25 protein-coding genes are annotated in these 24,474 nt (G+C 61.6%); 19 read left to right on the top strand and 6 right to left on the bottom strand.

The annotated features are described in order from the left end of the window. Nucleotides 1-35: 35 nt before the first annotated feature. From AC06FP_RS14010 to AC06FP_RS13970, 9 genes are read left to right on the top strand one after another with little or no spacing between them, the layout of a single operon-like run. Entirely contained in the window at nucleotides 36-434 is a 399-nt protein-coding gene (locus tag AC06FP_RS14010; RefSeq protein ID WP_456119353.1) for a hypothetical protein, read from the top strand. Further along, entirely contained in the window at nucleotides 421-1,215 is a 795-nt protein-coding gene (locus AC06FP_RS14005; protein ID WP_478075912.1) for a hypothetical protein, read from the top strand. Before AC06FP_RS14010 ends, AC06FP_RS14005 begins: the two co-directional genes overlap by 14 nt. Beyond that, nucleotides 1,215-1,631, top strand: coding sequence for a flagellar hook assembly protein FlgD (locus AC06FP_RS14000; protein WP_456119355.1), 417 nt, complete (start codon nucleotides 1,215-1,217; stop codon nucleotides 1,629-1,631). Before AC06FP_RS14005 ends, AC06FP_RS14000 begins: the two co-directional genes overlap by 1 nt. Nucleotides 1,632-1,640: 9 nt before the next feature. Next, entirely contained in the window at nucleotides 1,641-2,798 is a 1,158-nt protein-coding gene (gene flgF / locus AC06FP_RS13995; RefSeq protein ID WP_456119356.1) for a flagellar basal-body rod protein FlgF, read from the top strand. Between the two features lie 5 nt (nucleotides 2,799-2,803). Then, nucleotides 2,804-3,550, top strand: a complete 747-nt coding sequence (locus tag AC06FP_RS13990) for a hypothetical protein (RefSeq protein WP_478075911.1) — start codon at nucleotides 2,804-2,806, stop codon at nucleotides 3,548-3,550. Between the two features lie 49 nt (nucleotides 3,551-3,599). Then, the gene (locus tag AC06FP_RS13985; RefSeq protein WP_478075910.1) at nucleotides 3,600-3,854 is read left to right on the top strand and encodes a FliM/FliN family flagellar motor switch protein; all 255 of its coding nucleotides are present in this window, start codon (nucleotides 3,600-3,602) and stop codon (nucleotides 3,852-3,854) included. After that, nucleotides 3,851-4,216 carry a hypothetical protein gene (locus tag AC06FP_RS13980; RefSeq protein ID WP_478075909.1) on the top strand — a complete coding sequence of 122 codons (366 nt, stop codon included), beginning with the start codon at nucleotides 3,851-3,853 and terminating at the stop codon, nucleotides 4,214-4,216. The genes AC06FP_RS13985 and AC06FP_RS13980 overlap by 4 nt, the downstream gene beginning before the upstream one ends. Then, complete coding sequence (gene fliP / locus AC06FP_RS13975) at nucleotides 4,194-4,943, top strand: flagellar type III secretion system pore protein FliP (RefSeq protein ID WP_478075908.1); 750 nt, start codon at nucleotides 4,194-4,196, stop codon at nucleotides 4,941-4,943. Before AC06FP_RS13980 ends, fliP begins: the two co-directional genes overlap by 23 nt. Nucleotides 4,944-4,955: 12 nt before the next feature. Continuing rightward, nucleotides 4,956-5,633 carry a sigma-70 family RNA polymerase sigma factor gene (locus tag AC06FP_RS13970; protein ID WP_478075907.1) on the top strand — a complete coding sequence of 226 codons (678 nt, stop codon included), beginning with the start codon at nucleotides 4,956-4,958 and terminating at the stop codon, nucleotides 5,631-5,633. A 236-nt stretch (nucleotides 5,634-5,869) separates the two neighbouring features. Here AC06FP_RS13970 and AC06FP_RS13965 read toward each other — a convergent pair whose 3' ends face one another. Beyond that, nucleotides 5,870-6,217, bottom strand: a complete 348-nt coding sequence (locus tag AC06FP_RS13965; RefSeq protein ID WP_478075906.1) for an RcnB family protein — start codon at nucleotides 6,215-6,217, stop codon at nucleotides 5,870-5,872. Nucleotides 6,218-6,663: 446 nt separating this feature from the next. On the opposite strand from AC06FP_RS13965, the gene AC06FP_RS13960 reads away from it, so the two are divergent. From AC06FP_RS13960 to AC06FP_RS13945, 4 genes are all read left to right on the top strand, one after another. Then, nucleotides 6,664-7,326 (top strand): hypothetical protein, encoded by a 663-nt coding sequence (locus AC06FP_RS13960; RefSeq protein WP_478075905.1) that lies wholly within the window; start codon nucleotides 6,664-6,666, stop codon nucleotides 7,324-7,326. A gap of 37 nt (nucleotides 7,327-7,363) precedes the next feature. Beyond that, a complete protein-coding gene (locus tag AC06FP_RS13955; RefSeq protein WP_478075904.1) occupies nucleotides 7,364-9,259 on the top strand; it encodes a hypothetical protein in 1,896 nt (631 codons plus the stop codon). A 7-nt stretch (nucleotides 9,260-9,266) separates the two neighbouring features. After that, complete coding sequence (locus AC06FP_RS13950; protein WP_478075903.1) at nucleotides 9,267-10,280, top strand: ATP-binding protein; 1,014 nt, start codon at nucleotides 9,267-9,269, stop codon at nucleotides 10,278-10,280. Nucleotides 10,281-10,402: 122 nt separating this feature from the next. After that, the gene (locus tag AC06FP_RS13945) at nucleotides 10,403-11,644 is read left to right on the top strand and encodes a hypothetical protein (protein ID WP_478075902.1); all 1,242 of its coding nucleotides are present in this window, start codon (nucleotides 10,403-10,405) and stop codon (nucleotides 11,642-11,644) included. Nucleotides 11,645-11,732: 88 nt separating this feature from the next. On the opposite strand, the gene arsH is transcribed toward AC06FP_RS13945, so the two are convergent. Further along, nucleotides 11,733-12,464 carry an arsenical resistance protein ArsH gene (gene arsH, locus AC06FP_RS13940; RefSeq protein ID WP_478075901.1) on the bottom strand — a complete coding sequence of 244 codons (732 nt, stop codon included), beginning with the start codon at nucleotides 12,462-12,464 and terminating at the stop codon, nucleotides 11,733-11,735. 17 nt (nucleotides 12,465-12,481) lie between these two features. On the opposite strand from arsH, the gene AC06FP_RS13935 reads away from it, so the two are divergent. Genes AC06FP_RS13935 through arsB form a run of 3 tightly spaced genes read left to right on the top strand, consistent with a single transcriptional unit; the run spans nucleotide 12,482 to nucleotide 14,432 of the window. Then, nucleotides 12,482-12,814 (top strand): ArsR/SmtB family transcription factor, encoded by a 333-nt coding sequence (locus tag AC06FP_RS13935; RefSeq protein ID WP_478075900.1) that lies wholly within the window; start codon nucleotides 12,482-12,484, stop codon nucleotides 12,812-12,814. A 54-nt stretch (nucleotides 12,815-12,868) separates the two neighbouring features. Continuing rightward, on the top strand, nucleotides 12,869-13,381 hold the full coding sequence (locus AC06FP_RS13930; protein ID WP_478075899.1) for an arsenate reductase ArsC: 513 nt from the start codon (nucleotides 12,869-12,871) through the stop codon (nucleotides 13,379-13,381). Nucleotides 13,382-13,394: 13 nt separating this feature from the next. After that, a complete protein-coding gene (arsB, locus tag AC06FP_RS13925; RefSeq protein ID WP_478075898.1) occupies nucleotides 13,395-14,432 on the top strand; it encodes an ACR3 family arsenite efflux transporter in 1,038 nt (345 codons plus the stop codon). Between the two features lie 554 nt (nucleotides 14,433-14,986). Here the strand turns inward: arsB and AC06FP_RS13920 are convergent. From AC06FP_RS13920 to AC06FP_RS13910, 3 genes are all read right to left on the bottom strand, one after another. Next, nucleotides 14,987-19,390: an NACHT domain-containing protein gene (locus tag AC06FP_RS13920; RefSeq protein ID WP_478075897.1), complete on the bottom strand. Its 4,404-nt coding sequence runs from the start codon at nucleotides 19,388-19,390 to the stop codon at nucleotides 14,987-14,989. A 94-nt stretch (nucleotides 19,391-19,484) separates the two neighbouring features. Beyond that, nucleotides 19,485-20,219, bottom strand: coding sequence for a hypothetical protein (locus AC06FP_RS13915; RefSeq protein ID WP_478075896.1), 735 nt, complete (start codon nucleotides 20,217-20,219; stop codon nucleotides 19,485-19,487). A gap of 63 nt (nucleotides 20,220-20,282) precedes the next feature. Continuing rightward, nucleotides 20,283-21,359 (bottom strand): site-specific integrase, encoded by a 1,077-nt coding sequence (locus AC06FP_RS13910; protein WP_478075895.1) that lies wholly within the window; start codon nucleotides 21,357-21,359, stop codon nucleotides 20,283-20,285. Nucleotides 21,360-21,466: 107 nt separating this feature from the next. On the opposite strand from AC06FP_RS13910, the gene AC06FP_RS13905 reads away from it, so the two are divergent. Further along, complete coding sequence (locus AC06FP_RS13905) at nucleotides 21,467-22,405, top strand: DNA-binding protein (RefSeq protein WP_478075894.1); 939 nt, start codon at nucleotides 21,467-21,469, stop codon at nucleotides 22,403-22,405. A gap of 85 nt (nucleotides 22,406-22,490) precedes the next feature. Here AC06FP_RS13905 and AC06FP_RS13900 read toward each other — a convergent pair whose 3' ends face one another. Next, the gene (locus tag AC06FP_RS13900) at nucleotides 22,491-23,627 is read right to left on the bottom strand and encodes a hypothetical protein (protein ID WP_478075893.1); all 1,137 of its coding nucleotides are present in this window, start codon (nucleotides 23,625-23,627) and stop codon (nucleotides 22,491-22,493) included. 125 nt (nucleotides 23,628-23,752) lie between these two features. Here AC06FP_RS13900 and AC06FP_RS13895 point away from each other — a divergent pair, with 125 nt between their 5' ends. Both AC06FP_RS13895 and AC06FP_RS13890 read left to right on the top strand, forming a co-directional pair. Continuing rightward, nucleotides 23,753-23,950, top strand: coding sequence for a phosphatase domain-containing protein (locus AC06FP_RS13895; RefSeq protein WP_478075938.1), 198 nt, complete (start codon nucleotides 23,753-23,755; stop codon nucleotides 23,948-23,950). 197 nt (nucleotides 23,951-24,147) lie between these two features. Continuing rightward, complete coding sequence (locus tag AC06FP_RS13890; protein ID WP_478075892.1) at nucleotides 24,148-24,393, top strand: DNA-binding protein; 246 nt, start codon at nucleotides 24,148-24,150, stop codon at nucleotides 24,391-24,393. The last annotated feature ends 81 nt before the right edge of the window (nucleotides 24,394-24,474 follow it).

Below are 24,474 nucleotides of genomic sequence, written 5' to 3'. Positions count from 1 at the left end.
AGTCCGCACTCGACTCGCTGGCCCGCATGCGCAGGATGGCCGAACAGCGCGAAGAGCTGGCGCTTGAGCAGACCGCGACAGCCCTGCGCAGGAGCGAGACCGAGCTGCAGCAGGCCAACGCTCGGCTGGACACGGCAACTGCATGGAAATCCACCGTGGTCGGGACGGACAGCTGGGTGGGCCTTTATGAGCAGGTGCTGCTGGCAGAGGAGCGCCTGCACGTGGCCGCGCAGTCCGCGGACACCGCCGCGCGCGATGCCGATACCCGGCATTCAAACCAGATGACGCGGCTGTTGCAGGCTACCCGTGATCTCAAGGTCACGACGCGCCGCGGCGACCGCCTCAGGGATGAGGCCGCCGAGGCTTTCGAGCGCAGGCTGGCCGACGACGTGGCCGACATGTGGTTATCGCGGAGGTTGCATGCGGATCGCTGATGCAGCAGCTGTCCTGACGCCGGCGAGCGGGGAGGGTGGCAGCACCGGGAACAGAAGCGCGGCGGATTTCGGAAAGGTGGCGCTGGGCGCCGTGGAGCCGCGGCCGGGTACCCACGCACGTCCCGTGGACGGCGAGCACCCCTTGGCGCCGAATGGCGAGGAATCGCCGGGAACGCGGATGCCGCAGACGGACGCGGGAAATCCGGACGCCCTTCTGGCGGTACCGGGAGGGCCTGTGTCTGCTGCGCAGCCGACGGACCCGGACCCGCTGCTGGGCGGCGTGCTCTATCCGTGGCAGCTGGTTGCCCAGGCGGCGATGTCGCAGCTCGGGCAAATGGCATATGGCGGTGCGATGGCAGGGCAGGAGTGTGTGGTCCGCAGCGAGGGGCCTGCTGCTGTCGGGCCGCAGTCCAGCGTGGCCGGCGTGACTGGAACCGCATCGCCACCTACCCCGGGGCAGGTAGTCCTCGAGGTGCAGGCTGCCCCTGTGGCGAGCGCCGCGGCCTCCGCCGAACCCGCGAAGCGTGGATCGTCCGCGATATCCGCAAAGGAAGCCGGCCCGACGCTGGGAGCGTGGCTCGAGCGGATCCAGCGCCGCGTCGAAAATGCGGAGGGCCAGGCTACCGTCTGGCTGCGTGACTATCGGCTCGACGAGGCAACGTCGGCTTCGCTCATCAACGACATCATCGCGTTCTACGGCCCAGCCCGGCCGGTATGGCGCATCGTGGTCAACGGCAGCGAGATCTGGCGGCGACCGTCAATTCAACCGGGAGAGGGCTGATGGCCATCGACTCAATCGGTACTGTCGTGAACAACGGCAGCGCCAGCCTGCAGGCACGCAATACCATCGATCAGGAAGGTTTCATCAAGTTGTTCCTGTCGCAGTTGCAGTTCCAGGATCCGCTGGAGCCGGTGGACAACCGCGAGTTCCTGGCCCAGCTGGCGCAGTTCAGCAATCTCGAGCAGTCCCGCCAGCTCGGCATCAACATGGAGGGCATGTTGACCATGGAATCGTCCAGCCAGGCTTTGGCGCTGCTGAGCCGGGCCGTGGATGTCATGCAGGTTACCGGCGGAAACATCGCCGGCACCGTCGCGGCCGTGCAGTTCACCACCACCGGGCCGGAACTGACCATCAATACCGCCGCCGGTGTGCTGACCGGAATTCGTCTGCCCCAGGTAAGCCTGGTCAAGCCCTAGGAGCCCGCCATGTTTCAAGCATTGTTCAACAGTCTCTCCGGGCTGTTCGGCTTTTCGCGCAGCCTGGATACGGTCAGCAACAACGTCGCGAACATGAACACCCCTGGCTTTCGTGGCCGCGACTCCTTCTTCCAGAATGTCGGGCGCCAGCACGGCACGCGCATCGCCGGCGAGGGGCTGCGTACGAACGCCGGCGACCTGCGCCAGACCGGAAATCCCACGGACGTGGCGGTGGATGGCACCGGCTTCTTCGTCCTGCGCGACGGCTCGGGCCAGTTGCACTACACCCGTGCGGGTCAGTTCATGTTCGACGACGACGGGATCCTCATCGACAGCGTCAGCCGTTTCCAGGTGATGGCTCTGGATACCGCCGGGAACCTCCAGCCCATCTCGCTGGAAGCCTATCGCACGCTGCCCGCGGAGCCATCGACCAGGATCACCTTCAGCGGCAACCTGGCTCCGGCCGAGACCACGCACAAGGTCGAGGGCCTCACCCTCTTCGATGCGGCGGGCAAGAGCCATGCGTTCAAGGTGACCTTCACCAACAACAAGGCCGTGACGCCGAACAGCTTTCTGGTCAAGGTGACCGATGAGAATGGGACCGAGGTTGGAGGCGGTGAACTGCGCTTCAGCGTCTCCGGAGCGCTGGAAGCAGGATATGGCTCGATTCCACTGGAGCTGAAGTTCGATGGTGTGGATCAGCCGGTGGAACTGTCGTTCGGCACGCCCGGCACCTTCCAGGGGACAACGAGCCTCGCTGGCCTCAGCAACACGGTCGCCGGCACCGTAGCCGACGGACGATCGGTACTGGGCATCACCCAGATAGCGTTCGATGAGAAAGGCGTCCTGCAGTTCTCCTATGGTTCCCGCGAAAAACGCGAAGGCCTGCGATTGGCGCTGGCCAGCTTCGCCAGCGAAAGCACGCTCGATCTCAACGGCGGTCGCCTGATCTCCAATGCCGATGCGCAGCGTCGCTCGCTCGGTCATGCCCTTGGGGGTGGGTTCGGCAAGGTGATGGGGGGCTCCCTGGAGATGTCGAACATCGATCTGACCCAGGAGTTCGCCGACATGCTGATCATCCAGCGCGGCTATCAGGCCAGCTCCCGGGTGATGTCGGTGAGCAATGAAATGATCGAGCAGCTCTACAACAGCACCCGGGGTGGCTGAGGCGAATGAAGCGGATTCATTGGCAGGGCGCCAGCAGGGCCAACAGGCTGCAGGTTCAACTGGGCGAGCGACTACAGGCCTGGGCCGGGGAATGGGGCGGTCAGAAGTGGCGACAATCGCTTGTGTCGCCGGTTGACGCAGCGGCCATGGTGCGCATCGGGGGCCGGCAGAACTGGTGGTTTTCGGCCCCGGACGGCGCGGCCATGTGGATAAGCGCTGAAGCGGACGCCGCCAGATCATTGGCGGCCAGCGCACTGGACCTTGGCGCGATCCCTGGCCATGGCCTGGATCTGGTGGGAGAGGTCGGGAAGCGCTGCCTGGCAGCGCTGCAGGCCTGCTTGTGGGGAAGCGCTGAACTGCCCGGTGCGGGCGATCTCCTGCCGGAGCAGCTGGAAGCGTTCGAGCCACGAAGGGGAGGGCTGGCCTGGCGGATATCCCCTCTTCCCGGTGACTTCCAGGTCGCGGTGAACGACACCTGGTGCGCGGCCCGCCTGCCGCACGACCAGGCCGTCGTGCCCGGACCCGGCCTGGTCGACCGACGCACCGCGGTGATTCCGACGCGGGTGCGCGTGGATGCCACGATCGAACTGGGCAGCATCGAACTGCTGGATTCGCTGCAGCTGCGCACAGGGGAGGTGTTGCTCACGGACGTGTCGCGGCAGCCGGTCGTAACGCTGTCGACTCCGTCAGGGCGCCTGCGCACCGGCCGCATCGTTCCCGACCGCGCACGACGGACCATCATGCTGGACTGAGTGCCGGCACCGGTCTTCCCTGTTTCGCAGCAATACTTTTGGATCTTTTATGAACAAAGAAGTGGCAATTACCGACAAGGACCTGAGCCTGCTGGGACATGTGAAGGTGTCCCTGGTCGCGGAGATCGGCAGCGCCGAAATGACCATCGATGAACTGTTCCGGCTGCAGGGCAAGGATCTGGTCACGCTGGACCAGGGCGTCGAGGCGGAGGTGACCTTGCTGCTCAACGGGCGCCCGGTCGCCCGTGGCGAGCTGGTGGCTGTCGAAGAGAAGCTGGGCGTCCGCATCACGGAACTGGTTTGACCGCGATGATGATTTCCAGTGCGATTCCATACCGGTCAGATCCGGCAGTGGGTGCGGGTGACATCCTGTGGGCCGGGCTCATTGCCCTGGGCCTGCTCGCGATGGCGTTCATCGTCCTGTTGCAGTTGCGCCGCAAAGGGTGGTTGGGCGCATGGACGAACGGGACGCCCGGCACCAAGGTGGCCTCGCGCTGGAACGTTCACAGCCAGCGCATCAGCCGCAGGGCCGTTGCGCACACGCTGACCCGCGATGGGTATTCCATGTTGGTGGTGGAAACTCCCAACGGGGTCGCCATGGCCCCGCTCGCAACGGAAGGTGAGTTCCAGGCTGGAGGCGCCCATGGCGACCAGGACGGTCGATAAGCTGGCGGCAGGCATGCTGCTGCTGGGCCTCCTGGCCGTTGGCGATGTCCATGCAGCTGCCCCGGCCGTCGATGCCGCGGGCGAGGCCATCAAGCACGACCTGGCTCCCGCGCTGCGGACCTTCCTTGCGCTCAGCTTCCTGTCGTTCATTCCGATTGCCTTGATCGGCATGACGTCCTTTACCCGCATCATCGTCGTGCTGGCGTTGTTGCGGCATGCGCTGGGCATTCCGCAGACCCCGCCCAACAGCGTTCTGGTCACCTTGGCGATGTTCCTGACCCTGTTCTCGATGGGGCCGGTGGCGGACCAGGTCTACACCGAAGCCATCACCCCCTATCTGAGCGAACAGGTGAGCGCGAGTACCGCCCTGGAGCGGGCAGGGGATCCCATCCGCGGCTTCATGGTGCGGCAGACGCGGGAGTCGGACCTGCTGGCGGTGCTGGAGATGGCGCGGGTCGAGCCCCCCAAAACCATGCAGGACATCCGCTTCACCCACCTGGCGGCGGCATTCCTGTTGAGCGAACTGAAGACCGCCTTCCAGATCGGCTTCGTGATCTTTCTGCCGTTCCTGCTGATCGATCTGGTCGTCGCGGCCATCCTGATGGCGCTGGGCATGATCATGTTGCCGCCGACCACGATCAGCCTGCCGCTGAAGATACTGCTCTTCATCCTCATCGATGGCTGGGTTCTGGTATCGCGAACCTTGTTGGGAAGCTTCTGGACCTGACGCTGGTCACGCATGGATTCCATCGAGAAGGAGCTCTGGCGCAGATACACGCATCTATCCGATACGGAGGCGCGTGACTTCCTGTTCCTGCGTTACTGCCCCTGGGCACGTTCGGTCGCGCGATCGGTCGTGCTGCGCACCACGTTGCGCATGATGGAGTGGGCCGACCATGTCCAGAACGCGCAGCTTGGCCTGCTCGAAGCGATGATGCGGTACGACTCGGAGTATGGCGTCGAGTTCATCAGGTACGCCAAACCAAGGGTGCGTGGTGCGGTCTTCAACGGAATGAGGGTATTCCTGCGCGCAGACGCGATGGACAGCAAGCATCGCATGCCGGTGGAACGGCTGGAATCCCTGCGCGGCGGCGAAGACGATCCGCTGGTCGCCTTTGTCGACAGTGTCGTCGGACTGGGCCTGGGCCTGATGCTGGACGGTCGCTACGAAGACACAGCCGCTGATTGGCGCGACTCGGGAAGCTGGAGTTCGTTGCTGCAGGAGTCGTTGCTGGACATCCCCGCGCGCCGCCGCGAAATACTCATCGCCCACTACATCCATCAGAAGCAGTTCCAGGATATCGCGCGGGAGATGGGGGTGACCAAGGGCAGGGTGTCGCAGTTGCACAAGGAAGGAATCGCGGCGCTGAGGGAGTGCCTGCGAAAGCGGAGATTCGAAAGGGATTGTTTTTTCTGAGTTACTGCGGACAGTGCCCGGAGCATGTGGGCCGGTTTTGGGGAGCTTGCCGATGCCACGCAGAAGCTTGCGACCGCTGCAACTAGCGGCACTCCGACAGCAGAACTTCGGCGGACGCCCGTTCGTCCGGGCGTTTTTTGGGGCGCAACCAACAGCCTGCGCGAAAGGCACTCCGCGAATCGCGGGTTCGTCGGCCGGGAAGCTGCCACGACCGCAGAATGCAACCAGCCAAGCCGTCAGCGGTGCAAGGCGTCGATGATCAGGCCAGTGGCGATCTCCACCAGCAGATACTCGGTGTCGGACTGCCGGACCCAACGACGCCTGGGACCGGGATCGCGCAGGTCATATCGCGCGTAGTCGTCAACCCAATAGCGTCGATCCACTTCAGCCCACGGCAACCGGTCACCGCGACGCCAGGCCTTCTTCTGCCATCCCGGGGGCGGCGCATGACGCTTATCCGGTCCGCCGGCATGGGCCGGCGGGCCATTGCCGCGCGCATGGTGTGGCGGGTCGGCCAAAGCCGGTGCAACGGCGAGCAACGCCGTAGCGGTCAAAGCGAAACCAAGCGAATGTCTGGTTTTCATGAGACCTCCAAGCCGACCGCAACATGCGGCTACGGCGCGGAATGTAGCCGAGGTCACGTGAACGAAGCCGCTCCTGAAAGCGGCCTCGGATCAGGAATGCCGCGGTAGTGTGATGGGGGTGACGCGCCAACTATGTACGTACTTTTCGATCTCTTTCGCTACAACAGGTTAGTGAACTGGTTTACTCCCGACGGCGCCATATGAATGCCGCTTGTAGCAACTAAGTCTGTACTCAAGCGAAATTTTTTCAACTAATTACGTACTTTGAACATGGCTTCCTGCGGAATTGCCAGGTGCCGCCGCTGAGAGTAGTGTTGAAGTCGGCTCTCATACCTAAACGATAGAACTGGCTGCCGTCATCGTGATCGTTACGATCACAGCGCCTTTTTGACTTCTATCGTGAACCCCAGCCTTGCCAGAGCGATGCCTGGACTGGATGTGTTGAGATGAGTTTGGCGACGCGAGCGCGAAAACGAATGCTGGGCGTGCGGCAGGCGCGAACCAGCAACTCGGCAAACCTCTGGCATCTCAAGTCGCCGGTGGCGGAACGAGCAGTCACGCTCAGTGGGGACATGAGCATGTTGCTCTTCTACTACTGCGAGGGAGACCCAACGGTCTACAAAGCAGAGTATGCGGGGGACTCATTAGATCTTTCGCTGGGCGAAGTGGAAGCGTTCGCTGACGCGCTCGTCGTACTAGAAGATGGATCCTTTCAGGCTCGGGCACTTGATGATGGTTCTCCGCGGGCCCTGGCGAACATTGCCGCGCTGCGGGGCACCTGTGACCATCACATCATTTCAGTTTCGGCGGGGGACCTGCTCGACTCCTCACTTCGCATCCGGAACTGGAAAGCCGCTATTGCAGCATTTCATCGATGCAATGGTGCGGACTTGAGGCCGGTGGTAGATGATGTGGAGTCCTACATTCGGCTGAGTTCCTCGGCGACGATACAGTCCATTGTCAGGCACTTGGGGAGGCATCACTCCTTGCATGTGATCGGAGCAACGGTGCTCGCACTCCGGGAACGAGCCATCTCGTCCAACATGGACACTGCGCCATGGTGCATGCACACGCGGCTGATGAGGCTGGATCATGCCAGCCGTCGTTAGATACAACCGAAGAACGCTGCCTGCCGAGCTTCGGAACATGGAGGCTTGGTCGCAGTTCGACTCCACCGCCCTTGATCCTGAAGCGCTAGCCGTTTGGAAGCGACGGCGGGATGCGGTGATTGCCTATCTCGGTGGTATGTCGATTGCCCAAATCCAAGCTCGCTACGGCTATCAATGTCACCAGGTCGTTCGCTACCTCAATCAATGCGTTCGTCTCATGCACGATGGAAGCTGCGCCGGCTGGATCGGCTTGGTGAAAGGCATTCGGACCGAAGCACATGTTCGCAGAAGGCCGCTGAAGTCAATGCCCCACCTTTCCCGGGGCGGATACGCCGGCGCGCTGGAGTACACGCTTTCTGCTCTTCCAGGCTTGAAAACCGCTTTGGACAAGTATTTGGCAACAGGTGTCGATCCCTGGGGCGAAGATCGGGGGCGCGTGACTCCGCGCACTACCCATCAAGTATTTCTGCGCCTCTGCACAGAGGCAGGCATTGCGCCTTTCGCCTGGCCGTTCTGTGTAGAGCGCCAGGCCAGGAACAGCATCGCCAAATACGCACGCAGCTTCTTTGAACACAATCATCAGCGCGTAGCACTACTTCAATATGGGGAGGTCAGCAGGGACCGGTCTAAACGGGGGAAGTCTCCGCTGGCAAAGCTGGAGGTGAAAGCGCCGTTCGAGGTAGTGGAGGCAGATGAACATGAGGTGCATCTGATCATCTCCATCGGCATTGAAACACCCAAAGGGGTGAGACATGTCCCGTGCCGGCGGTTGACGCTGATCGTGGTCGTGGACAGGTTCACCAGCTATATCTTGGCATGGGACCTGGTTGTGCGTCGGCAGATCTCCAGCGAGGACTTTCTTCAGTGCATTGACAAGGCCATCGCAGGTCAGTGTCTATCGGCGGATACTAAAGAGGCGATGAATGTCTGCATTGGGGTGATGGCCAATTCGTCGGACGGAACTCGGCTGGGCTTTGATAGCATCTTCATCGACAACGCTCTCGCTCACCTGTCCGATTCAGTATGCGACAAGATTCGCAAGGAAGCTGGCGCTGCCGTAAGCTTCGGGGCAATTAAACGCCCCGAGCGGCGTCACCTGGTGGAGCGAGTTTTCTGCTGGATGGCTCGTGAGCTCTTCCACCGCTCAAGGGCCACCACAGGGAACAGCTCTGTCGACACGCGGCGCGTCAACCCAGAGCGGGAGGCGGTGCGTAGAAAGATCTCCATGGGCCAGCTCATGCGGGCGATGGATGATGCTGTCACGCGTTGGAACGGTACACCGACTGAAGCTAACTACGGCTGTAGTCCTTCAGAGCAGTTGCTTGACTATTACTCCAACACCAGCGGGGCGCTGCCGCCGCTGTGCCCGCCGCAGCATTGCGAGTCTTTCCCGCTGAGAGTGGAGATCTATTGTCCCACCGTGCGAGGCAGCAAAGCGAAAGGCAGGTTGCCCTACGTTACTTACGCTTCTGTGGAGTACTCATCCGAGCAGCTCGCAGCAAGATGGGACCTGTTAGGCAAGAAGATCAGATTGCATATCGACCCCTACGATATATCCCGCGTCCATGCGTACACCGCCGAGGGGGAGGATCTGGGCGAGCTGGTGCCGATATCTTCTCGATGGAGATACCCACATTCGCGCGAGATGCGCAAACTGCTCAAGGCCAAAATCAAGTACGCGCATGATCAGATGGATCATGATCCGGCCAAGGCATTCCTTGCAGAGCAGGAGCACGCCGCGCTTGAGGCAAACGCTAAGTCACCCCGCGTGACGCAGGCAGCCTCCATCGTTGCAGAGGAAGCTCGTAAAGGCTACAGCTCGCGGCGATCGACGGCTGACGACGGGGCCCCAAACCGCGATTCAACTAGACAGCTTGTGCGCCGAGTTCGCAACCCGCGAGTCATTGACTTCAGTGTCATTGGAAGAACGTGAGGCTACTATGCAGGGCCAGGACATCGTGGCGGCAATCCGCGCAACTTATGCAGATCTTCTCGCCGATCATCCGCTATTGAGGGGCAATGCGGTACTTGCCACACCTCCTGTAAGGGAGGCAGCGACGTTAGTCTTTGATAAGGCCCGTCGCGCGCGGTCCTCTGTGGCATTCTGGGCACATCCACTCTCTGGGAAGTCCTCTTGTATTGCTGCGCTGCGGAAGCTAGCCCCAACTCAGTTTCCGCAGTGCGGATTCATAGTCTATGAACCGTCCTCAAAGGAGGTGCCCGCCGAAGGCGCGCTAATTGAGGATCTGCTTTCTGAGATCGATTATGAAACACGAATTGATCGTACCCTGACAGGAAAGAGAAATCAGCTTGAGAGGGCTCTCTATTCCATCGCGGTCACCGGGAGGCGTCTCTTCTTCGTGATCGATGAGGCTCAGAACCTGCACGCGAAAGAGCTGGGGTGGCTGAAACGCGTGGTCAACTGGCTCACGGTCCGTGACATCAAAGTCACGGTCGTACTCTTCGGCCAAAGCCAGCTGTGCGCAATGCATGACCGCCTCAAAGTGCAGATGCCCGACTTGAGCGAAAGGTTCATGTCCAGGTTGAACGAGTTCCGCAGCTTGCAAGATGCTTCGGACATCCAGATGTGTCTTCGTTGCTGCGACGAGGGAACGGAGTATCCAGCTGGCTCGGGGTGGTCATACACGCAGTATCTGTGGCCGCGCGCGTTTGAACACGGGTTTCGATTGGCCAAGTGCGCTAATGATCTTTACGACGCCTTCCGGGCACGATCCGGAGGGGGTGTTGATCGTGAAGGGGTGAGCATGCAATGGGTCGCCGAAGCGTTGATGCTCGTCGGCCTGGAAGCCGAAGCAAGCGATGCGGCCGAGCTTGTGATCTCGAAGGACGTATGGGAACAGGCGATCGAGGACTCAGATTACGGAGTGCGGACGCCTCCCGCTATGGCAGCTGCCGGACGTGGCATGAAGTCGAAACGGCGGTCGACCGGATGATCGCCTGGAACGCGATCCTAGTTGATGAGCACTGCTCATCCTGGACTGTCATCCAGCTTCTAGAGTGGCTAAACCACTCTCCCGTATCTTGGCTTAGGACCAAACGGGCGTGGCGTTTTCATATGGCCAATGAGGCGGTTCTCCTGCCAGACTCCCATGTGAGCGGGTCTTCGGCCGATCAAGAAGAGATCAGGCAGGTCGCTGAGGTCCTCTCTCAGAAACGTCGATGGTTGCCAGCCAATGCCTTGCGCTACTGTCCGGTGTGCATTCGGGCCGGTCTTCATTACCAATATCAGCAGGATCATAGATTTCGGCTCTGCATTGTTCATTTCCAGCGACTACGCGAAGGCTGCCCAGATTGCGGGAACGCTATCGATACCAAGGGGACGCAGATTCATGGCTACGTTTGTTCTCGATGTGAGAAATCTCTGCTGGTTAGAGATACCCCTGAGTTACGTACACCGGATCAAGTAGAACGGGACACAGCTATCTATGACGACCTGGAGCGCTGGCAGTGGGAAGCAGAGATGCTCCACGTCGGCTACCAGCGAGCAGGCACCGGGTATGCGTTCGATTTGTGGCATGGATTGTCCCTGAACTCGCAGTCAGGGCTTTACTGGCGAGCTCAGGCTTTGGCTCCGAACCAACGAGTTGCTGCTGCATTGGAGCCGACACCAGTCAGTTTCCGTACCTTTCCTGCATCATCCCTCTCGGCGCCAATACAGCCTTATGAGAACGAAGGGGCCGCCAGCGACAGGTTGCAGCCCTACATGCGCTTGATGAATGCTGTGTCGCGCCATCTGCGTCGTACACACTTGCGCGGGCACGGTGCTTGTTGTCGATACGCCATTGGAGCTATGGGCGGCTTGCGACGTAGGGCGACCGAGGTGAGCATTGACCCAAGGTTATGTTGTTTGGGACAGGCCTATGCGCTCTGGCGTTTGCAATGGAATGGCGAGTTCCAGCAGATGGTGCAAACTTTGACACTCAGGCATGCAGGAAAAGATAGCCGCGACTTCAGGCTTCCCAATTTTGGCGCAGCGCAACTCAGTTTGGTCAGCTCTTTTCAACATTGGGTGGATGCACTTGCCAAAATTCAAGACGCATTTGTCGAGCAGAGTAGGCGCGTACTCCTCGATGGCGTATCCGAGATGCCTCACTGGGCCTTGCTGCAGCGAGGGGCCCTTTATAGCTGCCCCATCCACTTTCGGCATCCTGACCTCCGATCCCTTGGTCGTTGTGACCGAGGGCAGATCAAGCGACGAGAACAGGAGAAAATTTTTGCCATGCGTAACAAGATTGAGCAATCTCGCAAGGCAATGTCACGCGAGAGCGAGACCATCGGTACTCCGCCCATTCACTAGCGTGTCATGTCGCGAAGTTCCATGCACCTAAGAGAACTGGGCAGCGCCACCAGCTTCTTGGGCATCTGAACGGAATCGACTCTGGCAGTTACTCCGCGACGCTAGCCGCCACCGAAATGTGACGTGCCTCTTCGGCGCCTCGCCGCTCGCTGTAGCGGTCTACCAGATAGTCGCTGCGACCGCGGACCAGCAGAGTGAACTTCATCAGCTCCTCCATCACGTCCACCACGCGGTCATAGTAGGACGAAGGCTTCATGCGGCCGTTGTCGTCGAACTCCTGCCAGGCCTTGGCGACCGACGACTGGTTCGGGATGGTGACCATGCGCATCCAGCGGCCCAGGACCCGCAGCGTGTTGACCACGTTGAAGGACTGCGAGCCGCCGTTGACCTGCATCACCGCCAGCGTTTTGCCCTGGGTCGGTCGCACGCTGCCATCTTCCAGCGGCAGCCAGTCAATCTGGTTCTTGAACACGCCGGTGATCGTGCCGTGGCGCTCAGGGGATACCCAGACCTGGCCCTCCGACCACTGCGACCACTCGCGCAGCTGCTGCACCTTCGGGTGGCTTTTGTCGACGCTGTCCAGCACCGGCAGGTCGTGCGGATCGAACACCCGGGTCTCGGCACCGAGGTGCTGCAGGATGCGTTCTGCTTCCAACGCCAGCTTTCGGCTGAAGGACTGCGGCCGCAGCGAGCCGTACAGCAGCAGGATGCGAGGTGGATGCACGTCGCCGGCGCCCAGCACCTCATGCACAGGCGTGGGGAGTAGGCCAGCGTCCAGGTGGGCGGGAAGGTCGAAGGGGGATTGTTCGGGCTTATTCATTCGACTATTCTATAAATATGGAAACGAAAGATGCAATCGCCTCCCTGACCGCCTTGGGCCATGCAACCCGCCTGGCCGCCTTCCGCCTGCTGGTCGAAGCCGGTCCTGCAGGCCGCATGGCCGGTGACATCGGCGAGGCGCTAGGCGTTCCCGGCGCGACGCTGTCCTTCCATCTGAAGGAGCTGGTGCATGCCGGCCTGGTGGAGGGTGAGAGCCAGGGCCGCTATGTCTGCTATCGCGCCAACTTCCAGGCAATGAACGGCCTGATCGAGTACCTGACCCACAACTGCTGCGCCGGTTCGAGCAATGCCGAATGCGCGCCGGTGACCGGTCCCGCCTGCGGTTGCTGATCCAGCGGCCGTTCTCCTGCAGCGCCCCGCCTTTCTCCACATACCACCTTCGCCATGACCCGCAACGTCCTCTTCCTGTGCACCGGCAACAGTGCCCGTAGCGTCCTGGCCGAGGCCACGCTGCGCGCGTGGGCCGGTAACCGTTTCAAGGTGTTCAGTGCCGGCAGCCAGCCCACCGGCACCGTGAACCCGTTCGCCCTGGCCCAGCTGCAGGTCGAGGGGATATCCACCGCCGGGCTGCGCAGCAAGTCCTGGGACGAATTCACCACGCCGGAGGCCCCGCGTATGGACCTGGTCGTGACCGTGTGCGACTCGGCGGCAGCAGAGACCTGCCCGGTGGTGTTCGGGGATTTCCTACGCACCCATTGGGGTTTGCCTGACCCCGCAGCAGCCGGCGGCAGCGATGACGACAAGCGTGCGGCATTCAAGCAGGCCCATCGTGTCATCCAGGCCCGACTGATGGCCTTCCTGGCGCTTCCCTCGTCGGCCTGGGAGGACCGTGCACAGCTCAAGGCCGCCCTGGACAAGATTGGCTTTGTCGAGGCCGAGGACGAAGCCGGTGAGTGACGCTGCACCACGCATGGGGTTCTTCGAGCGCTACCTGACCTTGTGGGTAGCGCTCTGCATCGTGGTTGGCACACTGCTGGGCCACCGATGGCCGGCCGCCTTCGTGCGCCTGGGCAGCATCGAGTGGGCGCAGGTGAACCTGCCCGTGGCCGTGCTTATCTGGGTGATGATCGTGCCGATGCTGATGAAGATCGACTTCGGCGCGCTGCGTCAGGTCGGTCAGCACTGGCGTGGCATCGGCACCACGCTGTTCATCAACTGGGCGGTGAAGCCGTTCTCGATGGCCCTGCTGGGGTGGTTCTTCCTGCGCGACGTTTTCGGACCTTGGCTGCCGGCTGACCAGGTGGACTCCTACATTGCCGGCCTCATCCTGCTGGCGGCGGCGCCGTGCACCGCGATGGTGTTCGTGTGGAGCAACCTCTGCCGCGGGGATGCCGCCTTTACCCTCAGCCAGGTAGCCTTGAACGACGCCATCATGGTGGTCGCGTTCGCTCCGTTGGTCGCGCTGCTGCTCGGCATTTCCTCGATCACCGTGCCGTGGGCCACGCTGGCCATCTCCGTGGGGCTCTATATCGTGGTGCCGGTGATCATCGCCACGGGCCTGCGCGCCTGGGTGATGCGAAATGGTGGGCAGGCGCGGCTCGACAGTTGGCTCGCCAGGCTCGGCCCGCTTTCGCTGGCGGCCCTGCTGCTGATGCTGGTGCTGCTGTTCGGGTTCCAGGGCCAGCAGATCCTGGCGCAGCCGCTGGTCATCGCCATGCTGGCCGTGCCCATCCTCATCCAGGTCTATTTCAACTCCGGGCTGGCCTATCTGCTCAATCGCAAGCTGGGCGTTGCCCATTGCGTGGCCGGTCCGTCAGCCCTGATCGGCGCCAGCAACTTCTTCGAGCTGGCAGTGGCCACGGCGGTGAGCGTCTTCGGTGTCCACTCGGGCGCGGCGCTAGCGACAGTCGTCGGTGTGCTGATCGAGGTGCCGGTGATGCTGTCGGTGGTCCACATCGTCAATCGAACCCAAGGCTGGTACGACCAGCGGGGCACGATCGGCTCGTGATACTTGCGGGTGAGGGATCATGGCTGGAACCGGCGGTGCTAGCGATACTCAACCATCTGTGCGCGTCGGTCGCCCAGCTATCGGCTGGTTCCATGCCTTGGGTCAGGTGGGCCAGCGATGATCAACCGCTTCGCGGCTGCTGCGATGGGCAAGCCGCGCCGATCGCGAAGCCGAAGTAGTTCGGGCCTTGGATGTGCAGCGGTTGCAGGTGACACCCGTCGTCCAGAGGGGCCAGTGTGGCCTCGGCGGGAGAGCCCAGCCCAGACAGCTGCCTTTCGAAAAGCGTCATTGCGGCAATCGCTTGGTCCGAAGGCAACACACGGCGATGGCCATTGGATGTGGCTGCAGGGGGTATACATAGGGCTCGGCGCGAGGGATAAATGCCTATCGCCCGGTCATCTGAGGAGAATAGTGGCAGGCTCGCTGCTTTACCCTTTCAATGCCTCTGACTGGTTGGTGCCCGTACCTCGCACTTTCACAAGCCTGCCGATTGCAGCGGTACAGGAGGACTCTTCGGAAGACAGCTTCATTGAAGACCGTTAGCCTATTTCCCTTCATGTAGCCGGAACGAGCAAGGGCCAAGGTTGTCTTGATCGTATGTCGGGATGACGCGTTTCGGATTCGGGATACCCGTAGTCCTCACGGATACCGTCGATCAAGGTAAGGCATTGCCTAGCGACATCCGCCTCGCTGGTCTGGGCCAAAGCTAGAGTAAAAAGCCGTCTGCGCAGATCGTTCGCGGGAACCGGAAATAGGATAACTGCGCCACTAAACTGCGCGGAAGGTCGTTCGTCCACCACAAATTTCTTGATGCTCATATACAAGCTATTGCCTGTCTGCCCTGTCCGAGCGTAGTGGTGGATGAGTGACAGGATGCTTTCCGTATCGGACAGCGTGAGCAAGGCATGCTCGATCGCCAAGGTGAGAGTGCCTTCGCGCAAATTCTTGAGCAGGTCCAGCATCTCAATACGGAAGGCCGGATGGTTCTTTGCAATCTGCGCTAGATAGGTGCCAAGCGCCTCGGCATCCCGATGCTTGCGTTCGTCGAAGATGCCGTCCCGCAGCAGCTGAAGCAGTGCTCGACCTGAAGATTCGGTGCCACGGGTGCGTAAGGCCGTCAGCCATTCGTGCTGCTGGGCCAATCCGGGAATGAGCGTCGCAAACCTTAGAAGGACGTCCTCAACCGCGGGCTCGGCGGAGGCGCCCAGCGCCGCCAACAATCCACGCAATTGGTACGGCTGCTTTAAGTGCGGCTGATCTAGGGCGACTACCTCGTCGAGCATCGCAGCAGGGCGCTCGGAGAATGCGAGCAACTCCGCCCAGCGGAAGAATGCACTGCCGTTGTTGCCCAGCACCCAGGGTTTGGCCACGGATTCGGCGAGCAGGGCGCGAATGCATGATCGGATCGCGTCGGCCTGCAGTCGTTCGCCGGAGAGTGTCAACGCGATGTAGAGGTCTTGCTGCAGGCTGAGCGGCGCCGGGAGTTTGATCAATCGCTGGACCAGGGCGCTGATGTCGCCGCAGGGCATGCGGAAGACCGCCACGGCTAAGCGGATTGCATGCAGTTGCTCGTCCTCGTTACCGCCTTCGAGCAGTGACGCGATGGTACCGAGAATCGCCAGCGCCTCCGGGGCGGGCGGATGCTCACGGAGCCGCCGCCCACGCCGAACGTCCATCTCTCGCAGGAAGGTTCGCGAAAAGGTCGAGGGCGTGGCCACGAGATGCCGCTGTTCCCACAACTGCATGAGCGCGGAGGCCGCCTCGGCGCCGAATTGGGGATGAGACAGGCGCTGGATAAGCCGGCTCTTCGCCTGCTCGGAGCCAATGGCGATGAAGGCGCGTTGATACCAGTTCGTCCAAGAGTGCGATGCGTCGGACGTCTGGTCGCGATAGCCGGATGCGACCAACGCGGCGCGTGAGATGTCCCAACGCCGAAGGTCCTCCGACAGCAGCCGATCGAGCGGTTCGGCCAGCGTGGCATCGCCGACGCTGCCGATGGCGCGGGCAAGTTCGGCGAGCTCCGCCCGAGTGGAATCGGCCGCATCCACCATGGTCGGCACCCAGCGCAACAACGTGTCCACGAGCTGCGTCTTCTGCTCCTCTTCCAGAATCGCTGGCGGGCGAATGGCGGAATCCTGTCCGCGATGGGAGGCCAGCAGATTGGCGAACAGGGCGATTCGTCGCGGGTCGACGGTATCGGCCCGCGTCAGCACCGCGGCAACCAGGGAACTGTAAGGGGCGGTGATGACAAGACCTTCTAGGAAGCGCTGTTGCTCTGCCAAGGGTATCCTTGCCGGGTCACTTGCAGTTCGCGCGTCTAGCGCCAGTTGTGCGTCGATTAGTCGGCCGATCGAAACCGGCCCCGCGATACTGGCTGCGTTGCGCCTAGCCTCCTCGTCGAGGGCCGCGTTGGTGACCTTGCCGCTTATCGGCTCCTTGTCGGTGACGATATGCTGTTCCTGCATGAGCAGGTGAGCCCGGAAGGGAATCTCAAGATCCTGTTCGATTCTCCGCACCAAGGCGGAGGCGACGACCGAGGGATATCGTTCGTAGGCCTGATGCAGGGCGTGGTTCGTAGCGCTGGCGCGGACCTCCAGCGAAGGATCGGCCAGCAACGTGAAGACTTCTTGCTCGGTGTTGATACCGTCCACGCCGCCATTCAACAAGAAGTGCAGCCTCTGCCCTGGATTCTGCATGCGTTCGAATGCGGCACGACGTTCGGCGACCATTCGGGTGGCCACCGCAGTATTGTGGATCCAGGTCAAGGGATGTCTTGATGCCAATTCCTGCCACAGCTCCGGCGGCCCGCTTTGCAACACCCGAGTGGCTTGTTGGTCAGCGCCGGGCCAGTACAGGGATTCCACGACTTCTTTCTTTACATGCACGCTTGAATCGGCCTGTGCCAGTGATGCCGCGGTCAGCGCGCCTTCCATGCCGCCATGGTCGACCATGGCGCCGAGTATTTCAGCGCGGGTCGACTCTTCGAGCGTCGCCAGCCGGGTGCCGATGTCAGGCAACAGCGAGGGAGGAAACCGGCGTCCCGAGTGCAGGACGTCCAGATGCCTGTGTTCGGAATCGACGAGCAACGGCCACAACAGTTCTGCGAACTCCGGGCGGCCGCTGTTGACGATGAATCCAATGGCACGGTCGACCTTGCCCGGCTGGTGCCAGCGTCGGAGGAACCCGGTCACTTCGTGTTCGACCCGGCCCCACACCGCGGGTGCGCGGAAGATGATCTCGGCTGCCAGCAGGGGGTCGATCGATAGGCAACAGACGATCGTCCGGGCCACGGCATCCATGTCGGCGTCGGAACCCGACGCCATGCGTTCGCAGGCGAACTGGATCGATTCCTCCCATGGACGGACGTCGAGGAACTCGATGGCGAGTTGTTCGGCCGCGGTGGCGTCGCCGGCTGCCATGTTTCGCATGGCGTGCTCCACCGCGAAGGAGGCGTACCATTCTTGGAACTGCTGGTGCTGGAAGCTGTATCCCGCCGGGGTGCCCGAGGATCGAACCAGCAAGTGTTCGGCGATCAGCGCGTCCAGCACCGTCATGGGCTGGGGCGCCGAATATGCGGAGATCTGGCCCTCGTCCGCAAGACGGCGCTGGGTGGCCTGCACCGAGGCCCTGGCGTTGCCGTCGGGCAGGGACGTGTTGGCGGTGCGGGTGGCCGCGGCGGCAAGGTCGGCGAGGATCTCCTGCTCGTGGCCGAGGGTCGCGTCACGCAAGGCTTCGCTGCGATTGGCGACCTGGTTGTGCTGCTCGACGAAGGCGGCAAGCACGCCTTCCTTCGTCGTGGGCAAGCGGCTTTCGGGCGACAGACGCAGGATCGCGCTGAGGAACAAGGGCACGGACACCAGCTCCCTGAGTCCCGGGATTGCGCGTGCTTCTTCCAATAGCGTCTCACCGTCGGCCCCGCGCATCTCGCTGGCGACCTGGCGTTGTTGTGCATGGTCGAGCGGTTCGATCGCCACTACCGTGGTGGCGAAGGGGACGGCAACGCTCAGGTTCCTCGAACTGATGACGATGCCCAGTTTCGGGTAGTCGCGACGCAAACCCTCGAGTTCGTTGCGTGCTCGTCTACGGGATGCGCCGTCGAGCTGGTTCCAGCCATCCAGCACGAGGGTGAGTTCGCCAGTATGGGCGAGAAGCCGAAGATGTTCCTGGCGATACGGACGGAACGCCTGGCGTTCGAGGATGCTCTCGAACAGCGAGTGGGACTGGGCCGACCAGTCATCCAGCGGGAGAAAGCTGGCCACCGCGCCACGCTTATCGATGATCGCTTCGGCGAGCTGCAGCAACGTGGTGGTCTTGCCGGTGCCCGGCGGCGACAGGATCACGATCTCGTTGAAGGCCTCGGTGGTGGTGGCCAAATCGTGTGCAGAAAACGAATCCGCGCCCGCGTCGCCCTTCAGACGCAGCTTCAGTTCGATGGCATGCTCGGTCCAGTATCGGGTCCTGCGGAAAGCGGCGGCATCTTCGCGCGCCGCCGCCAACAGGCCCGCTTTCAGCGCGACGAGGTCTTCGTCCCCGGCGAGGTTGAACCGATGCCGGATATCGATGCCATCGCCCGGATCAAGTAGGAAGCCGCGGTTTGGACTGGCACCAGCCATTCCCGCCATCAGGGCTTGCAAGGACCGGGCTTGGGCCTGTCGCTTCCATGTCCTCAGAGTGTCCGCGCTGAAGCCGTCATCATCGGCATCGATCGCGTGGGCATGATTCTGGCAGAGCCAAATACCGTTAGCAGCATCCTTGCGCTGTTCACTAGTCAGCGCCGCGTCGTACCGAGGGCCTCCGGCAGACGCGGCGGTGATGTGCGCTGCGACCCCCATATTGATCGCACCGGTGCCGCTCTCGTCTGCTCCCGAGGTCGGCTTTCCGCAATGAGGATGCGCGCAGCGATGGCCAGCCTGCCTCGCTAGAAGATCCTTAGTCGATCGACTGAAATCATCCCTCATTGCCGCCCTCATCTAACGAACCAACGCCTTGAATTTTAAACAGGGCGGCTAGCCTTTCCGTTTGAGTACGGTGGGTGGCTTGGCCAAGCTGAATTCATCCATTCATCATGTCATCTAAAAATTTGCTTGCGCGACTTCCAATCTGAAGCAGGTTGTCAACTTTGATTGCGCGATCCGCAAGCGTATTCATGCGTTGCCACAGGGTTCTCAATGATTGAGCGCCCTCTGGTGGTAGATCGGAGATCTCAGCCTCGCTAAAAAAAATGTCGCCTACGGCGTACTTTACGGCGTCCTTCAGCGCGCTGGCTCCCCGGAGGGGGTACTGGGCGATTGCAAGCTCAGCCAGTCGTATATGTTTGCGGATGAGCACCGTAAGCCCTGTTGGGAAGGAATTTTCCCCGAGAAGCAACTCAAGCTCATTGATCAGACTAACGACTCCTGCGAAATCTTCCTGTGAGATGCCATCCTCCTCTTCAGGAAGAAGCTCGCTGCAGAACGCAAGACCGGTGAGAACGTCGTTGGATAGATATTGCTTTATGGATGGGGCGGATGCTGCTACATGGGCAGGGTGAAAAGCACGTTCTACCTTGCCAAGAATTGGCGCATATATCGACTCTGTTGCCCCGGCGCGATGAAGCTTCTCTCGCAGGAGATCTAGCTCATCAATCAGCAAATGAATTCGCTCAGTAACAGTAATGTGCGCTCGGGGAGAGTCCGGGCCGTCCATTGACAATGCGGCCTGCCACGCTTGAAGGCCCGAGATGCGATCAGAAGCTTTTCTAAGAGTGTCCGCTACGCCATAAAGGCGTGAGGCGCTATTAAATTTCATTCTTCTTCCTGGTTGTCAGAAGGGCCGCATGCACCGCGGATTAAAGACGCCGAAAGACTGTAATTAGTCACCGGCAAGCTTGGCTGCAGGATTATCGGTGATACCACCCGCCTGAAAATACCCCACGACGCTGGCCACGGAACGATGGTCGGTCATGGCCATGAGGGCGGGTAGGGCGACGCCTTGGCGGGCGCCTTCGGTGACAAACCCGGAGCGCAGGCTGTGCCCACCAAAATCCCCCTCCAGTCCTGCCAAACGCGCGCGCTTCTGCACGATATCGGCCACGGATTTGGACGACAGACCGGGACCGATCGTCGTACCCCAGAGGCGGCGGAAAATCGGCCCCTCGGCCAGCCCGGCGGCGTCCAACCAGGCGGCGAGGGCGTCGGCGGCCGCGCCCAGGATGGGCTTATCCGGGGTGGAGGTCGCTTTGGGGCCGTCCTGCAGGGTCTTGCCGTGCTCGAGCCGGTACACATAGCCGCGGGTGCCAATGCGCCGCAGATCGGACAAGTCGGCCGCGGCGACTTCACTGCGCCGGCGGCCGCCACTGGCGAACGCAAAGTAGAGCAGGGCACGGTCGCGTAGGCCGGTGAGGGTGTCCTCACAGGTGGTTACCAGCGCTTCCAGTTCGGTCCGGGTGATCGCGGTCTTCTTCCGCGGACGTTCCCCGCGCTTATGGGCGGCCCGGCGCCCCTTGGCCAGCAGCTGTCGCACCTCCGGCGCCTCGCAGGGATTGGCGAGCTTCTTGAGCTGGTGCGCAGCGGACAAGACGGCCACGCGATGGACGATCGTACTGAGCTTCAGCGGCCCTGGACGTTGTTTCAGGCCGGCGGCCACCAGTGGCATATCCAGCGCCGGCGGCAGTTCCCACGTCAGCCCGGTTTTCGACTTGCGCGCCAGATGGTCGACCACGAACTGGACGACCGCGGCCGGCGGCACCGGCAGCGTGATCGGTTGGCCGTAGCGCCCTTGGAACCAGGCGGCCCAGTAGCGCAGCGCGGCGGCATAGCTGCGGGTGGTGTTCGCCGAAGCCGCCTCGGCCAGGATCTCGCGCACGGCGTCGGCGGCGCCGGCCGCCAAGTGTTCGGGCTGCAGCGCGGGCGGTTGCCCGGACGCGAGGTGCGTAAGTCCGTTTTTCATATGTACTATGTAGTGTATGAAACGATAGCGGCCTCTTACTTCCGATAACTATCCCTTATCGGAAGTAGCGGATCAACAGAGTAGGGCGCCCACACAGGAGACATTCCATGGCCCGCGGCATCACCGAATCCGACGTCCACACCGCCGCTGATCAGGTGGTGGCCAGCGGCGAACGCCCGACGGTGGAGCGGATCCGTGCCCATCTCGGCACGGGCTCGCCCAATACCGTGACGCGCTGGTTGGAGACCTGGTGGCAACGGCTGGGCGAACGGCTGCAGTCCCACCACGCGCGGCTAGCCGTTCCGGGGGCGCCCGATGCCGTGGCGGCCTTGGCAGGGGAGTGGTGGGCGCTGGCGCTGCAGAGCGCTCAGGCGCAGGCCTCGCAAGAACTTGCCACCGACCGAGCCGCCTTGCTGGCCGATCAACAGGCACTTGCGCAGGCCCGTGAACACTGGGCAGCCGAAGCCACCACCTTGCAGGCGCAGGTCCAGGCCAGCCAAGACGCGGAGCGCCTGGCGTCCGCCCAAGCCACGCAATTGCAGTACCGGGTTGACCAGTTCCAAGACCACCTCCGGGCGTTAACCGACGAGCGCGATGCGGCACAGGCCCGGGCTGCACAGGCCGAGACCGCACGCCAATTGGCAGAGGACCATCTTCGGACCCAAGAAGCGGCGGCCCGCACCGAGCGCGCCGCCGCTACCCGGCATGTTCACGCCGTCGAGGAGCGTGCCGGCGTGGAGATCGATCGAGCGCGTCAGGAGACCAAAGATCTGCAGAAGCGGATCGCCACGTTGAGTCGTGAACATCGCGAAGCACTCGTAGCGGCCCAGCGATCCGCTGAGAGCGCTTCGCTCCAAACGACCGAGACCCGCAAGGAGTTGGAAGTCCAGCGGGCCCGTGCTGAGGCGCTGGAAGCACAACTCGGCAAGGCCCTTGATCTGTCATCAGCCGTGGAGGCCGCCCTTCGAAGTCGCGCTGCTAGAGCGCATAAGACTCCGTCATCTACAGCAGCGACGAAATCGACAAGAACCAGGCGAAAAGTGTGAGCGAAAAGAGTTTGGCGGCACCGAAAAGAGCATAGGGTCGGCGCGCGCCCGAAAAGCCTGAATCTACGCATGTCGGCGTTTCAGCTCAATCTAGCAGTCGGGCGACCTTCGCTTTGAGCGCGGCGATGCGTCGTGAAACGGACGCGTGACCACGTAGACCTGATTCGCGTGCGATGGTGGAGGCACTCTTTCCAAGCCGCAGAGCTATCACTAGCCGTCGCTCCTTCTGATCGAGCATTGCAATTACATCGCGGAACAGAACCTGCTCGTATGGTTCATCAGGTTCAAGAGCGTAAGCTGGGGCATCGTCTACCGTCTCCACTAGGTCGACCTTCAACTTTGCTCGCTTGGAATAGAAGCTGCGTTCGAAATCCTCTTTGATCCAGGAATTCGCGCCCGAGAAGTCCTCATGTGTCCGGTGGCGATGCAGCAGCTCGACCACAGGATCAAGGGACTCGAGGACACCGTCACCGTCGATCACGCTCTGAAGCACATCTTCGCGCTCGTCAGCATCAAACTCGTCCCAGACGTCGCCACCCGTTAGAGGCCTTTGGATATCGAACAAATGTCTATCTTCTTCAGGCAGCGTGGCCAAGATACCGGCACGTAGCTGTGCAATTGGCTTCCAGGTCTCGTCTTCATGCGTAGTGGGAGCAAACAATTCGTCGCGCCTTGCGATGGCCAGGCGATACAGACGGTGTGCCCAGTACGGGGTATCACCGGACAGCAGTCGCAGTGGCGAGCGGGCATCGAAGGCGCCTTGACCCAAGCGCGCCTGGGGAGACAAGCGCGTCCAGATGTAATGCGCAAATGCAGCTCGCGCTCGCGGACCGTAATCTGCTGGCAAATCTCTATGCATGTACATAAGGCCCATCATGGCCCGTCGACGCTCAAGACCGGCCTTGGCCAAGATGTGGTCAGGCAACAGGCCGGCCAGCATGACGTCAAGTTCTGAGTTCCCGCCATAGGTCGGCACCAGAATCATGTTCGGGTTACGACGCTCCTCTAGGTAAGGAACGAACGGCTTCAGGCCTTCGATGGCGTCCCTCGAGCGCACAAAACCGGCCCTTTGCGTGGCATTCCAATCGTGCAGATGGGCCGCCCATTCCAGGTGACCTGTCTCCGGCTCGGACAGAAATGCGAGCTCAAGTGGACCGTGTCTCCATCGATCTATCTGAGTAATTTCGGCCTGATGAAAGAACGCATTGGAGATTGAACGCATGGCGATCCTCGGAGTGGGTGGTGTACTCCTAACCGGCACAAGTATGAGCAGTTGTGACTTGGAGGTAGCAACGCCATCCGTTCCGTGGGCCATGGTGCCAGACCGGGCCTGAGCTAGTTCGTGTACTGCATGAAGGGCGCAGCGTTGTCTTCCACTGCAAGGGAGGGCTGGGCCGCGCGGGGACAGCGGCGTCCATCCTGTTGCTGGATTCAGGTGCAGCGCAGAGCTCGGATGAAGCAATGAGTCTTGCACGTTCTGTGCGACCAAGAGCCGTTGAAACCTCGGAGCAGGAGAAGTTCATCCGAGACTGGAACGTCGCCTAGACCTGGGCCAGCAATGCTAGGGCGTTGAAATAGGGGCGACTTGGGTGGGGAGGGATGGTGCGGCTGCTGACCATACTTTGGTGCGCTCAACACGGGGCAAGCTAACTTCGGAGAATAGTCCCCTTAGATAAATAGCCATAAGCACTTGAAGACGGCCGCGGTAGGCGCACAATGAGCGCTGACTTGTCCTTTTGGGGATGTCGACCATGCCTATCACACAAGAAGAAGTCTCAGCGGCGATTGTATCCCTTCTAGAAAAGGGGCAGCCGTCGACTCAGTGTAACGTCCGACATGAACTCGGCGGACGCGGCTCGAGTCCGAGGCTGAAGCGCATGATCGCCGCTTGGTACGCCGAGTTCGGGCCAGTGTGGTCGAAGCCACCAGCCTCGACGATAAAGGAAGCTGGTGTCGCGCCAGCCACCGGAGAGGCGGAGCCTGAGTGAGAGATCGGCGGGTCCGTTCAGATGTGTAGTTACGCCATAAGAAGTACAGATTTAGATGGCGCAAAAGTACAGATCTAGTTG

This window comes from Stenotrophomonas sp. Steno-Z2 (genome assembly GCF_056393235.1).
Note: the sequence above shows the minus strand (reverse complement) of the source record. Positions and strands in the feature narration are given on the sequence as shown.